Origin of the sequence: Frankia sp. R82, assembly GCF_023716925.1 — a bacterium.
Taxonomy (GTDB): Bacteria; Actinomycetota; Actinomycetes; order Frankiales; family Frankiaceae; genus Frankia.
In genome coordinates, this window is sequence record NZ_JAMQQG010000072.1 from 1 (window position 1) to 12681 (window position 12681).

Here is a 12681-nt window from a genome sequence, read left to right on the forward strand (position 1 = left end):
GGGGAAGGCAACGGGGCGGCCTGCGCTCCCCCGCGCCGGGCGCACCGACCGTGCCGCGGCGACCGCCGCAGACCGGCGACGGGCGGGACGCAGCTGCTCTTCGAAGCGGTCTCGCTCGTCGGCGAGGCTCGCGAGCTCCTCACCGATGCGGTCCAGGTCCCGGTGCAGACGGCGGCGCAGGCGACGGACCGCCGGACCGCTCGGTCCCGCCGCCCGGCTGGACCGCAGATCATGGCGCAACCGTTCCAGATCGTGGTGGACCTGCTCCTCCAGCCGGGACAGCCGGCCCTGCGCCTGCCGGGCGGCCAGACGCGAAAGCTGACCGGTGATCAGCGGCGAGCGGGCCAGCGTTCGCACCCCCAGGGTCATCACCGCGAGGCCGGCGAGTTCCGCGGCCACCGCCCAGGGGGTCAGGCGCAGACCGCCGCCGAGCAGGCCCACACCGATCGCGACGCCGGCCAGCGGCTCGACACTGACCGAGGCGGGCAGCGATGCCGGCAGCGGCGCCATCCCGTACGCGCTCTGCGCCAGCACCGCGCTGAGCACCGCGACGGCCACGATGACCCCGGGAAACCAGGAGCGGGCCAGTGTGCCGATTCCGCCCGACGTCATCAGCTGCCCCGCGCCACTGACGAGGGCGGCCTGCAGCGCGGACAGCAGGCCCGCGGCACCGGCCAGCAACGGCGCGCGCCGCACCGCGGGCTGGGCCCGGGTACCCCAGGTGGCGGCGACCAGCAGAATGCTGACGACGATCATCGTCGTCAGCCAGCCACCGGTGGTGGCGTGTGCGACGTCGCCCGAATCGGGGCTACCGGCGGCGATGAACAGGCCCAGGCCCACAGCCGTCGCCGTCGCGGCGACCCAGTCCCGCCGCGGGACCACCCGGCGGGCGAGCAGCGCGGCCAGCGGCAGGGCGAACAGCAGCTGGCAGATCTGCAGCGGTTCGACCAGAGCCACCGCTCCGCTGGTCAGCGCAGCGGCGGACAGCATGCTGCCGGCGCCACCGATGGCGACTCCGAACACCCAGGCCGGCCGGCGCACGAGCCACCACAACAGGCGCAGCCGCAGGACGTCGCCCGGCGGCGCGCGGAAGGCCACCCGCTGCTGCAGAACGGCGGCAACGCCGAAACACACCGCGGCTGAAAGGCCCAGCAGATAGGTCGCCACGCCTCCTCGATCCCACCGTCCGTGCGCCCGTAGGCGGTGATTCTCACGCTGCGCGGACGGTGCGCCACGCGGAGCGTCCCAGCCGCCTGGAAGCTGGTTGCCTCACAGGGTGTCATGCCTGCCGCCGGACGTCGGGCACCCATCGATCGTCTGTACCCAACTGGGCGTTAAGAACATCCAGTGTCACACCACGCAGCCTCGACCCCACCGGGAGGTCGGCCAACTGTCAGCTGCTTCCCAAGAATGCCCCATGGGAGACCCTCTCGCGAGAGGAGGGGCGGGGGGTGGCCCGGCTGACACCCAACCGGGGGCGCTACCGCCCCCGACCAGGCCTGGCGGCCACGGACCCGGCCGAGCGGTCACTGGGGCACGGTGGTCAGGCTGCGACGACGCGGTCCCGCCCGGCGTCCTTGGCCGCGTACAGGGCCCGGTCGGCGCGGTCGAGCAGATCGGACAGCCGCTGGTCGCGGGCGTCCAGGCAGGCGACGCCGACGCTCGCGGTGACCGCGAGCGTGCCGCTGCCGGTACTCAGCCGGATGTCGGCGACGGCCCGGCGCAGCTGCTCGGCGAGGACCAGCGCCTGCGCGGGCATCGCGGCGGTGACCACCGCGATCTCCTCTCCACCGATGCGGCCGACGATGTCGCCCGGGCGCAGTGCCGCCTGGATACACCGGGCGACGCGGGTCAGGACGAGGTCACCGACCCGGTGCCCGAAGGTGTCGTTGACCCGCTTGAACCGGTCGATGTCGACCATGAACGTAGCCAGTGGTTGACCGGTGGACCGACATCGGCCGAACGCCTCCTGCGCGAACTCGAGGAAGCAGCGCCGGTTGGGTAGACCGGTCAGTGGGTCACTGGCCGCAAGCTTGCTGATCTCCTCGAACCGGCAGGCGGTGTCACAGGCGAACGCGATCTCCGTCAGCAGGTCCCGACTGAGCCCGCGCTGCCCCAGCCCCTCCGACCCGGCGAGGTCACTCGCCACCACCAACATCGTCTGGGACGTCTGTGGAAACGGCGACCGTGGGCCGGCGGGCGCGGCGGCGACGACCCAGCGACGGATCAGACGCCGCTGGCCGGGTAACGGGCGCACCCCGGCGGATGTGCTCTCGGGCGACCGGCCCGACGGGTGCCCGGCGCCATGCCATGATCCGGACCGGCCGGGTTCGCCACACGCGGCACGGTCGAGCATCATCGCCGTCTCTTCGGGGACGAGGGCGCCGAGCGCCCCGGGCGCGACGTCCCCGTCGATGGCGACGACGCGCAGTGGCGCGTCCCCGACGCGGCGCATCGCCCACACCGCGTCGAACGGGAACAGCCGTGCGGCAATCTGCATGACCTGGCCCAGCAGGGTCTGGACGTCGGTCGAGGTGGCGTTCATCGAGGCCCGGTGCAGGTGCTCCCGCAGGGCCCGCCGGCGGTCCTCGGCCACGGCAAGGGCACGCTGCGCCGCCGGGTTCACCTGGCCGCGCAACACGGCGAGGTCGGCGCGGTTGGCGGTGGTGAGCAGCTCACGCTCGATCTGGGCGGCGGCCGAGGTGGTCATCGCCAGCAACAGGGGGCTGCTGGCGCCCACCGGGCAGGTGAAGTTGACGGCGCCGACGACCACACCCGAGACGGGATCCCGGATGGGCGAGGCGGCGCAGGAGATGCCCCGGGCCGCCTCGACGTAGTGCTCGCCGCCGTCCACCACCACCGGGCGGCCGATGGCCAGCGCCGTGCCGATCCCGTTCGTGCCGACGATGGACTCGGAGAAGTCGTACCCCTTGATCAGAGAGCCTGCCTCGGCCAGCATCCGCGCGAACATCGAACGGCCGGCGAACGGCAGCCGCAGTAACGCGTCCGGACCGGCCAGGCTGCAGATCAGCTCCACATCCGACAAAGGTTCGGTGATGGACTGCAGCACCGGGCGGGCCGCCCGCTCGAGCAGCGTGTCCGACTCGACCTCGAGGAGCCGAGTCTGGGGGTCCTCGAGCGGCACCGCCAGGTCGCGGACCCGAGCCCAGGACCGCCGGATCACATCACGGACACCGGGTGGTTCCAGCGCGTTGTCGTCGAAGAACTGCCGGCGACCCCGCTCCAGCAGCAACCGGCCTCCGGCCGCACTCACGACGGCCTCGCCGCCCGCCTCTGCCGGCGTCTGGCGATACATCATCGGGCGCAGGTTTCCCGCATATGCAACCGTCTTGATCCCCTCTTTCCCGACGCTCCCAGGCTAACCCGGGCTGTCCCACCCGTCCACGTTGCGGAATCAGATGGGACAGATGTTTTGCCCGCGTCGTGAAAAGGGCTGATTTCAGCGAGATTTCCGCCCGCCAAGGCCTGGACATATCGGACGTACGTCCGGACGGGACCACGCGGGAGGGAGCGCACGGTCAGGACCGGCCCGGGCGGGACGAGACAGCCCGGGCGTCAGCTCAACGGGTGGTGACGGAAACCGGCATTCGCTTGATGCCGTTGACGAAGTTGCTGGTAAGAAAGTCGGCCGGTCCGGCCTCGATCTCGGCGACCCGTTCGACCAGCCGGCCGAACAGCGCCCGCAGCTGAGCCCGGGCAAGACCGACACCCAGGCAGAAGTGCGGCCCGCCACCACCGAAGCCGACGTGCGGGTTGGGGTCACGGCCGATGTCGAACCGCTCCGGGTCGGCGAAGACCTCCTCGTCGTGGTTGGCCGATTCGTAGAACATGACCACCGGGTCCCCGGCCGCGATCGGGACGCCGGCGAGCTCGGTGTCCTGCGTCGCCGTCCGGCGGAAGTGGATGACCGGGCTGACGTGCCGCACGACCTCCTCGACCGCCGTGTTCACCAGCGACGGGTCGGCGGTGAGCCGGTGCCACTGGTCCGGATGCTCGGCGAACAGCCGGATTCCCTGGCTGGTGCTGGTGCGGGTGGTGTCGTTGCCGGCGGTGGCGAACAGGACGAAGATGGCGCCGACGGTCGCGTCGTCGATCGGTCCGCCCTCGAACTCGGCCTCGAGGAGAACGGAGATGAGGTCGTCGCCGGGGTTCTTGCGGCGGTCCGCGACCAGCTCACCGGCGAGGCGGTGCAGCGTGATGGCCGCCTCGAGCGCGACGGTGCCGGCATCCTTGCCCGGTGCGACGAAGTCGGGGTCCTGCGAGGCGATCTGGTTCTCTGCGGCCGAGCGGAACTCCTCCCGCATCGACTCCGGGACGTTCATCATCGTCGAGATCGTCCACAGCGGGAGGCTGGTCGCCAGGCCCTCGACCACGTCACCGCCACCGCGCTCGACGAACTCGTCGACGATGCGGTAGGCCTTCGACGTGATCGCCTCGTTCAACCGGGCGACCTGCCGGGGCGTGAACGCGCCGCTGACGACCTTGCGCAGCGCGGTGTGCCGGGGCGGGTCCATCACCAGAAAGGACGCGTTGAGCTCGAGAAAGTCGCGCGGAAGGTCACCGATACCGACGCCCTCGCCCGAGCAGAACAGGTCCGGCCGGCGGCTGATGAACTGCACGTCCCGATGCCGGGTGACCGCCCAGAACCCGGTCCGCTGCGGCACCTGGGTGAAGACGGAAGGCTCGCACTTCACGATGGGCGCCGAACGTCGTAGCTGCGCGTAGTGCGACGCCCGTTCGGCAGCCGGCACCGCCCAGAACTCGCTGCCAGACAGCTTCGGGACGACGGAGCTTGGGCTGGACACTGATGTCTCCTGCTCAGGTGGCGGGCAAGCCCGGGTGGCGGGCGCGCTCTGGGGACGGGCGGAACACCAATCGGACAGAACGACAATACAGTTAATACTTATGTGTATGATTCCGGTGCGTCGCCAACCTAACGGACGTCCGTGGTGAGTGACAAGCGACTCCGGCGCAGCTCCGGTGTGGCCGGAGCGCACCGCCCGCACGGGGCCGGCGCCCCACCGCGCGATCACCCGCGGCACGCCTGCGGGCACCACAGTCGCGAGGAACCACAGTCGCGAGGAACCACGGCCGCGAGGAACCACGGCCGCGAGAAGCCACGGCCGCCGGCAACGCGGAGGACACAGCACATGGGGAATCGGCGCGGCTGGGCGGGAGCTCCGCCAGCCGACGAGCAGGAGGCACGTCGGCGGATCATCGAGGCCGCGATCCGCTGCGTCGACCGGACCGCAACCGGCACGTGCACGCTGTCCGATGTCGCCGCCGAGCTCGGGGTCATCCGCCAGACGGTCTACCGGTACTACCCCAGCGTCGGCGACCTGTTCACGGCGGTCGGCCGGGCGACGGTCGACACGTTCATCGATGAGCTGAGCGAGTACCTGGCACAGGTGCGGAGCCCGGGAGACTGGGCGGTGGAGGCGCTGGCATCCGTGGTCGAACGGCTGCCCGGTAAGCGCCACCTGACCCTGGCCCTGACGGCCGGCCACACGGACACGTTCAGCCACAGCGTCACCTCGTCGGAGTCCCGGCGGCTGCTGCGCACGCTCATCTCCCGGTCGTGCGTCGACTGGGTCGCCGCCGGCTACGACGACCGCCGCCTGGACGAACTCAGTGAGCTGCTGCTGCGTCTACTGCTGTCCATGACGATCGCCCCGCCCAGTCCGGCCTGGACGGGGCCGCAGCTGCGCGACTTCCTCCGCCGCTGGATCGCCCCCGCCGTCGACGCCCCACGCTGACGCCCATGTGCCCGACTGATGCTGCGCGTCCGGTGATCTGGTGATACAGACGGACGGACCCGGCCGCACAGCCGGCCACCACTTCGACAGATGGGCGGACGATGACCTCCGCACGATGTGCAGTTCTGCGCGGGACCGACCAGGAATTCCAGATCGAGACCGTCTCCCTCGAGGCCCCGCGGGCGGGTGAGGCGCTGATCCGTATCGCCGGCGCCGGCCTGTGTCACACCGATCTGCTCCCCCGCACCGGCATGTTCGGCCCCTCGTTCCTGCCGGCGATCCTCGGCCACGAGGGTTCGGGGGTCATCGAGGAGGTCGGTCCCGGCGTGTCCGACCTGCGCCCGGGAGACCACGTGGTGCTGACCTTCGACACCTGCGGGGAGTGCGACAACTGCCGGTCAGGGCAGCCGGCGGTGTGCGTGCGCTTCGAGGCGCTCAACGTCGGCGCGCGCCGGCCCGACGGTTCGGGCTGTGCCACCGACGCGGACGGCGCCGCCCTGCTCAGCCGGTGGTTCGCCCAGTCGTCGTTCGGCGAGTACTCGATCGCCACCACCCGGAACATGGTCAAGGTCGACCCGGACGCGCCGTTGCACCTGCTCGGCCCGCTCGGCTGCGGGTTGCAGACCGGGGCCGGCGCGGTACTCAACCAGCTACGGCTGGCTCCCGACCAGTCCATCGTGATCTTCGGTGCGGGAGCGGTCGGCCTGGCGGCGCTGCTGGCGGCCAGGTTGTCCGGCGCCCGGGAGATCGTCGCGGTGGACCTGAACAGCTCCCGGCGCGAACTCGCCCTCGAACTCGGCGCCACCCGGGCCGTCGACGGCGCCGACCCGGATCTCGCCAAGGTCATCACCGGCGGCGGCGCTGGCTTCGACTTCAGCATCGACACCACCGGTGTCGGTTCGGCGATGGCGGCTGCGGTGGCCGTCCTGCGCCGGCCGGGCAGCTGCATTCTGGTCGGATCCGGCCGGGACAATCTTGACGTGCATCCGGCCGCCCTGATCGGCAAATGGGTGACGTTCGGGTATGAGGGGGGCAGCGTCCCGCACCTGTTCATCCCCCGGCTGATCCGACTGTGGCAGGCCGGCCTCTTCCCGTTCGACAAGATCATCAAAACCTTTCCGCTGGCGGACATCAACCGGGCCGAGGCCGAGAGCCGGGCCGGCGGTGCCGTCAAGCCCGTCCTGCTCATGGACTGAGCGCCAGGAGTCGAGTGGGCCCGTCCCACTCGTTCGCCACAACGACCAGATCGGCGAATTTCCTGAAAGTTGCCGATGGGTGGGGCTGTGACTAGCGTCGACCCGACTGGAGGGTCGTAGCCAACGGTCACGGGATCGAGGGATCATGGCGTTACGCTTCATCTACCACTACCCGGACCAGCACGGCCCCGATGGCGACATGTTGGCCGCGGGCGGGCTGCACGAGGTGGGCAGCGCGGTGGAGCGGGCGGGATTCGACGGGTTTTCGCTGACCGAGCATCCCGCGCCCGCCGCCCGGTGGCTGTCCGCCGGCGGCCACCAGACCCTGGACCCGTTCGTCGCCCTCGGCTATGTCGCAGCAGTGACCCGGCGGCTGCGGCTGCTGCCGTACCTGTCGGTCGGCCCCTACCGCAATCCTCTTCTGCTGGCGAAGACGGCGGCGACCGTCGACAAGCTGTCCGGTGGCCGGTTCGTTCTCGGACTCGGTGCGGGCTACCAGAAGTCCGAGTTCTTCGCGCTCGGCGTCGATCTTGCCGAGCGCGGCGCGCTGCTCGACGAGATCCTCGAGGTCCTGCCGCTGCACTGGAGCGGGGAGCCGTTCAGCTACGAGGGTCTGCACTTCAACGCCCGTGACATCCTCGCCCTGCCCCGACCGGTGCAGGATCCGATCCCGATCTGGATCGGCGGCAACTCCCCCGGTGCGCGGCGCCGGGCTGCCCGCAAGGCGCAGGGCTGGATGCCGATGGCCGGTTCGCCGCTGCTCGCGCAGACGGTGCAGACCACCAGCATCAGCTCCGATGCGCACCTCGCCGAACTGATCACCGAGGTGCGGGCGCAGGCGGCCGAGGCCGGGCGCGAGCTGCAGGACGTCGTCTACGCGTACACCGATCCTGGTGTCACGGATCCGGCGGCGGACCCCACCGCGGAGGCGGACCGCCACCGCACGGCGTTCGCGGAGCTGGAGAAGGCCGGCATCAGCTGGGTCGTGATCAACCGGTCAACCCGGCAGGCCGCGGAGACCCTCGAGTTCGTCGAGGCCTTCGGCGCCACCTATCTGACGGCGTGACCCTTCGGTCCTGTCGACGCGCGTGTCACGTCGGCCGGACCACCCCCGCCCGGGTACTGGCGGCAGAACCGTCCACGACAACACAGGGCCGCCGGCTGCGGGGCGGCCGACGGGACAGGAAAGGCGTGCGGGTATGGGTTGGTTCGAGGAGCGCAGTGGGCTTGCGGGCACCGTCGCCGTCGTGACCGGAGGCGCCGGCGGGCTCGGTGGGGGCATCTCCACCGAGCTTGCCGCCAACGGGGTAAGGGTGGCGCTCATCGACATCGACGGGGACGCCGTCGAGCAGGCGCGGGCCGACTTCGACGCGGCCGGCCACGATGCGATCACCGTGCAGGGCGACGCCCGGGACCCGGAGGCCCTCGCCGCCCTGTTCGCCGCCGTGGACGAACGGTTCGGTCGCATGGACACGCTGGTCAACGTGGTGGGTGGCACGTTCCAGGCCGCGTTCGAGGACACCGGTCCGAACGCCTGGAACGCGCTCATCCGGACCAACCTGCTGCACGTGCTACACGCCTGCAAGCTGGCGGTACCGCGGATGCGGGCCGGCGGGCGCGGCGGCAGCATCATCAACATCACCACCATCGAGGCGCACCGCGCGGCTCCCGGGTTCGCGGTCTACTCGGCGGCCAAGGCCGGCGTCGAGCAGTTCGGCCGCACGCTGGCGGTGGAGCTCGGCCCCGAGCTCATCCGGGTGAACAGCATCGCCCCGGACTACACCCCGACCCCCGCGCTGGCCCGGGCGGCCAACGGCCAGCCCACCGGCATGTCCGACCCGGTCGGTACACCGGTCGCCATTCCGATGGGGCGAGGCGGACTGATCAACGAGGTCGCGAACGCAGCGGTGTTCCTCGCCTCGGGGCTGTCCACCTACCTCACCGGCAACGTCCTGCACGTGGACGGCGGCACCTACGCGTCCTCCGGCTGGTTCAACTGGCCACATCACGGCTGGGCAAACCATGTCCCGCCCTACCTGCTGGACACGCTCACCGCGATGCAGCCGTCCGACCCGGCGGCTCGGCCGAGGTAACCGGAGCAGCCAGGATTTCCGCAAACTGGACATATTTCCCTGGAATCCGGAAACTTATCCTTGTTCAGTTACCCGATGTGAACGCGATCACATCGTATCGCCACAACATGTCGCCGACCGGCGGGGCGTCCCCCTCGACCTGCGACATCAAGGTTGACGTCGACATTGACACAGCGCTACTCTCGACCGGCCGCCATCAATTTCGGCAAGTTTGCCGAGCCCACTATGAAAATGCATCCAGGACCTCGCCCGCGGGGGCCTGGATCATCCGGGCGGCGGCGTGACCGTGTATGCGAGAGGACGTTGAATTCAGTGATGGGCACATTACGTGGATTACTCCGGGCCGTCGGTGTCGCCACGGCCGTCACAGTGGCCGCTGCAGCGTGTTCCTCCAGCGGCTCCTCTGGCGGTGGCAGTTCGACGGCCAGCGGGTCGCCCATCAAGATCGGCGCCATCTGTACATGTACCGGCACGTTCAACATCAAGGCCCCGGCCGACACCTACAAGGCCTGGGTCGAGAGCACCAACGCAGCGGGTGGCATCAACGGCCATCCCATTGATCTCACCCTTCTGGACGACGGCGGGACGCCCGGCAAGTCCGCGACGGCCGCCCGCACCCTGATCTCCAAGAAGGTCGTGGCCATCGTCGACCTCACCAATGTCGACCAGACCTGGTCCAAGCTCGTCGAGGACGCCAAGATCCCGGTCGTCGGTGTACAGGTGACGACCACCCCGTCGTACACCAGCCCGTACTTCTTCCCTGAGGGGCTGACCGAGAACTCGTTGTTCACCGGGGTCATCAAGTCGGCCCAGCAGGCCAGCGCGAAGAGCTTCGGCATCTTCTACTGCGCCGAGGCGGTGCAGTGCCAGGAAGGGCTCGAGCCGCTGAAGAAGGTCGGCGAGGGACTTGGCCTGCCGGTCAGCTACGCCGCCGAGATCTCCGCCACCGCACCGAACTACACGGCGCAGTGCATCGCCGCCCGGGACAAGAAGATCGAGGCGCTGTTCATCGCGCACACGGCGGGCGTCGCCGAAAAGGTCGCGGCCAACTGCAACCAGCAGAACTACCACCCGACCTACGTGGTCAGCGGTGACACCATCAGCACCCGGTACGAGACTCTTGCGGGCCTGAAGGACAACCTGGTGGGGCCGGCCTCGAGCGTGCCCTACTTCCTGAACACCCCGGCGCTGCAGGCCATGAACACCGCAGTGGACAAGTACGTCCCCGGGCTGCGCGACGACAAGACCCTCTACAACCAGAGCGCGCCCCTGGGCTGGCTGTCCGGCAAGCTCTTCGGCGCGGCTGCCAAGGCCGGTGGGCTCGGCGCGAACGGCTCCACCCCGACCTCCGAGCAGCTCCTCAAGGGCCTGTACGCCCTGAAGGACGAGACCCTTGACGGTCAGGCCGCACCGTTGACCTACACGGCCGGCTCGGGGCACCAGGTCAACTGTTGGTTCGAGATCAGCGTGCGCGGCGGGAAGCTCGGCGCGCCGAACGACACGAAGCCCACCTGCGCGACCAGCAGCTAACCGCCGTCGCCGCCCCGGGCCGGCCGGTCGACCAGGACCTCCCGGCCCGGGGCGGCGGTGCCCTGTGCCCGAATCGGAGCGCCGCGTGCACCAGTTTCTGCCCTTCATCGTCATAGGACTTGCCACCGGCGCGGTCTACGGCATGGCCGGTGTGGGCCTGGTCCTCACCTACAAGACCTCAGGCATCTTCAACTTCGGCTACGGCGCGGTCGCCGCGCTGGACGTCTTTCTGTTCTATTTCCTGCACACGGATCACGGATTACCGTGGCCGCTGGCCGCACTCGTCTGCGTCTTCCTCTTCGCCCCACTGCTCGGCCTGGGCCTGGAACTACTCGCCCGCCTGCTCGACGGCGCGAGCGACACCATCAAGGTGGTGTCCACCGTCGGACTGATTCTCATCGCCACCGCCCTCGGTCAGCTCTGGCACCCCCAGCTGGCACCGTCTTTCCCGCATTTCCTGCCGCAGTCGACCGTGCACCTGCTCGGCGTCAACGTCACGTGGGAACAGATCATCATCTTCATCTTCTCGCTGGTGGCGTCGGCGCTGCTCTACTGGTTCTTTCTCGCCGTGCGCCTCGGCGTCGTCATGCGCGGTGTCGTGGACAATCCGGAACTCGTCGCCGTCTGCGGCGACGACCCGGTGCGAGTGCGGCGCTGGGCCTGGGTGATCGGCGCGATGTTCGCCTCGATCGCCGGACTGATGCTCGCCCCGGCGCTGTCCCTGGACGGCATCACCCTGACCACCGCCGTGTTCGCATCGTTCGGCGCGGCTGCGATCGGCTACTTCTCGAACCTGCCGCTGACGTTCGCCGGCGGCCTGCTCGTCGGCATCGGTGGCGCGTTGTTCGAGAAATACGCCGCCACCGTCACCTGGGTCGGCGGGCTACCGCCGAGCCTGCCGTTCATCGTGCTGTTCATCGTGCTCATCGTCACCCCCCGGGGCCGGCTGGCGCTGCGCCGGACCGCCACCGTCGCGCCGGTCCGCCGTTCCTACCAGGCGCCGACCCGCGTCCGGCTGGTTGCCGGGGCCGTGGCCGTCGTCCTGTTCGCACTCGTGCCAAGCCTGCAGGCCGATCACCTCGCCGTCTGGTCGGCAGCCCTGATCTACATCATCCTGTTCCTGTCGCTCGGGCTGCTGGTGCGCCAGTCCGGGCAGATCTCGCTGTGCCATCTCGGGTTCGCCGCCGTCGGTGCGGCCGCGTTCAGCCATCTCGCGGTCGGAGTCGGCCTGCCCTGGCTGGTGGCGGTCATCCTGGCAACGCTGATCGCCGTGCCGGTCGGCGCGCTGGTGGCGATCCCGGCGGTGCGGCTGTCCGGGGTCTTCCTGGCGCTGGCGACGCTCGGCCTCGGCATCGTGCTCGAGCAGGTCTTCTACCCGCGACACTTCATGTTCGGGACGTCGTCCATCGGCATCGAAAGCCCGCGACCCCTGGTGAAGATCGGTAACTGGGATCTCGCCAGCGACTCCGGCTTCTACTACCTGCTGCTCATCATCGTCGTGTTGTGCGTGCTCACCGTCGCCGCGATCAGCCGGGGGCGTCTCGGTCGTCTGCTCGGTGCCATGGCCGACTCGCCGCTGGCGCTGGAGACCCAGGGCACCACCTCGACCGTGCTGAAGGTGCTGGTCTTCTGCGTCGCGGCGGCGATGGCGTCGCTGGCCGGGGCACTGACCGGCATGCTCTACCAGTACAGCGTCGGGTCCTACTTCCGCTCCTTCGACTCGCTGACGCTGGTCGCGCTGGTCGTGATCGTCACTGTTGGCGAGCCGTGGTACGCCGTGCTCGCGGCGATCGGCTTCAACGTCATTCCTGGCTACATCACCTCCGCCAACACGTCGACGTACCTGGCGTTGCTGTTCGGCATCGGCGCGGCCGTCTCCGCCCACAGCACCCGCCGTGGGACGACGCCGCAGGCCCTGCGACGTCTACTCGACCGGCTGGGCGGACGCACACCTCGACCGGCGGCCACCGTCGCGGCAGCCGCCGCGGCCTCGTCGGCTCCGTCGGCTCCGTCGGCCGGTTTGCTCCCAGCACCATCCATCCGCTGCACACCCGTTGGGATGCGGGTGACCGTCACGTCGTCTGC

General features: G+C 69.9%; 9 protein-coding genes. 6 read left to right on the forward strand and 3 right to left on the reverse strand.

What is annotated here, in order from left to right:
* From ND747_RS13950 to ND747_RS29795, 3 genes are all read right to left on the reverse strand, one after another.
* On the reverse strand, positions 1-1167 hold a 1167-nt coding region (locus ND747_RS13950), incomplete at its 3' end, for a DMT family transporter (RefSeq protein WP_251734030.1).
* A 376-nt stretch (positions 1168-1543) separates the two neighbouring features.
* The gene (locus ND747_RS29790) at positions 1544-3274 is read right to left on the reverse strand and encodes a diguanylate cyclase (protein ID WP_251734032.1); all 1731 of its coding nucleotides are present in this window, start codon (positions 3272-3274) and stop codon (positions 1544-1546) included.
* 307 nt (positions 3275-3581) lie between these two features.
* Positions 3582-4826: a cytochrome P450 gene (locus ND747_RS29795; RefSeq protein ID WP_251734034.1), complete on the reverse strand. Its 1245-nt coding sequence runs from the start codon at positions 4824-4826 to the stop codon at positions 3582-3584.
* 345 nt (positions 4827-5171) lie between these two features.
* Here ND747_RS29795 and ND747_RS13965 point away from each other — a divergent pair, with 345 nt between their 5' ends.
* The 6 genes from ND747_RS13965 to ND747_RS13990 all read left to right on the forward strand — a co-directional run.
* Positions 5172-5777, forward strand: coding sequence for a TetR/AcrR family transcriptional regulator (locus tag ND747_RS13965; protein WP_251734041.1), 606 nt, complete (start codon positions 5172-5174; stop codon positions 5775-5777).
* A gap of 101 nt (positions 5778-5878) precedes the next feature.
* Positions 5879-6973 (forward strand): NAD(P)-dependent alcohol dehydrogenase, encoded by a 1095-nt coding sequence (locus ND747_RS13970; RefSeq protein ID WP_251734043.1) that lies wholly within the window; start codon positions 5879-5881, stop codon positions 6971-6973.
* 145 nt (positions 6974-7118) lie between these two features.
* Positions 7119-8039 carry an LLM class F420-dependent oxidoreductase gene (locus ND747_RS13975; protein ID WP_251734045.1) on the forward strand — a complete coding sequence of 307 codons (921 nt, stop codon included), beginning with the start codon at positions 7119-7121 and terminating at the stop codon, positions 8037-8039.
* A gap of 133 nt (positions 8040-8172) precedes the next feature.
* Positions 8173-9066, forward strand: coding sequence for an SDR family NAD(P)-dependent oxidoreductase (locus ND747_RS13980; protein WP_251734047.1), 894 nt, complete (start codon positions 8173-8175; stop codon positions 9064-9066).
* Between the two features lie 369 nt (positions 9067-9435).
* Positions 9436-10596, forward strand: coding sequence for an ABC transporter substrate-binding protein (locus ND747_RS13985; protein ID WP_251734049.1), 1161 nt, complete (start codon positions 9436-9438; stop codon positions 10594-10596).
* An 85-nt stretch (positions 10597-10681) separates the two neighbouring features.
* The coding region (locus tag ND747_RS13990; protein ID WP_251734051.1) for an ABC transporter permease at positions 10682-12681 on the forward strand (2000 nt) is incomplete at its 3' end.

Excerpts from the sequence above, each read along its gene's own strand:
- ND747_RS13965 (WP_251734041.1), top strand. The coding sequence starts at position 5,172 with ATGGGGAATCGGCGCGGCTGGGCGGGAGCTCCGCCAGCCGACGAGCAG.
- ND747_RS13970 (WP_251734043.1), top strand. The coding sequence starts at position 5,879 with ATGACCTCCGCACGATGTGCAGTTCTGCGCGGGACCGACCAGGAATTC.
- ND747_RS13975 (WP_251734045.1), top strand. The coding sequence starts at position 7,119 with ATGGCGTTACGCTTCATCTACCACTACCCGGACCAGCACGGCCCCGAT.
- ND747_RS13980 (WP_251734047.1), top strand. The coding sequence starts at position 8,173 with ATGGGTTGGTTCGAGGAGCGCAGTGGGCTTGCGGGCACCGTCGCCGTC.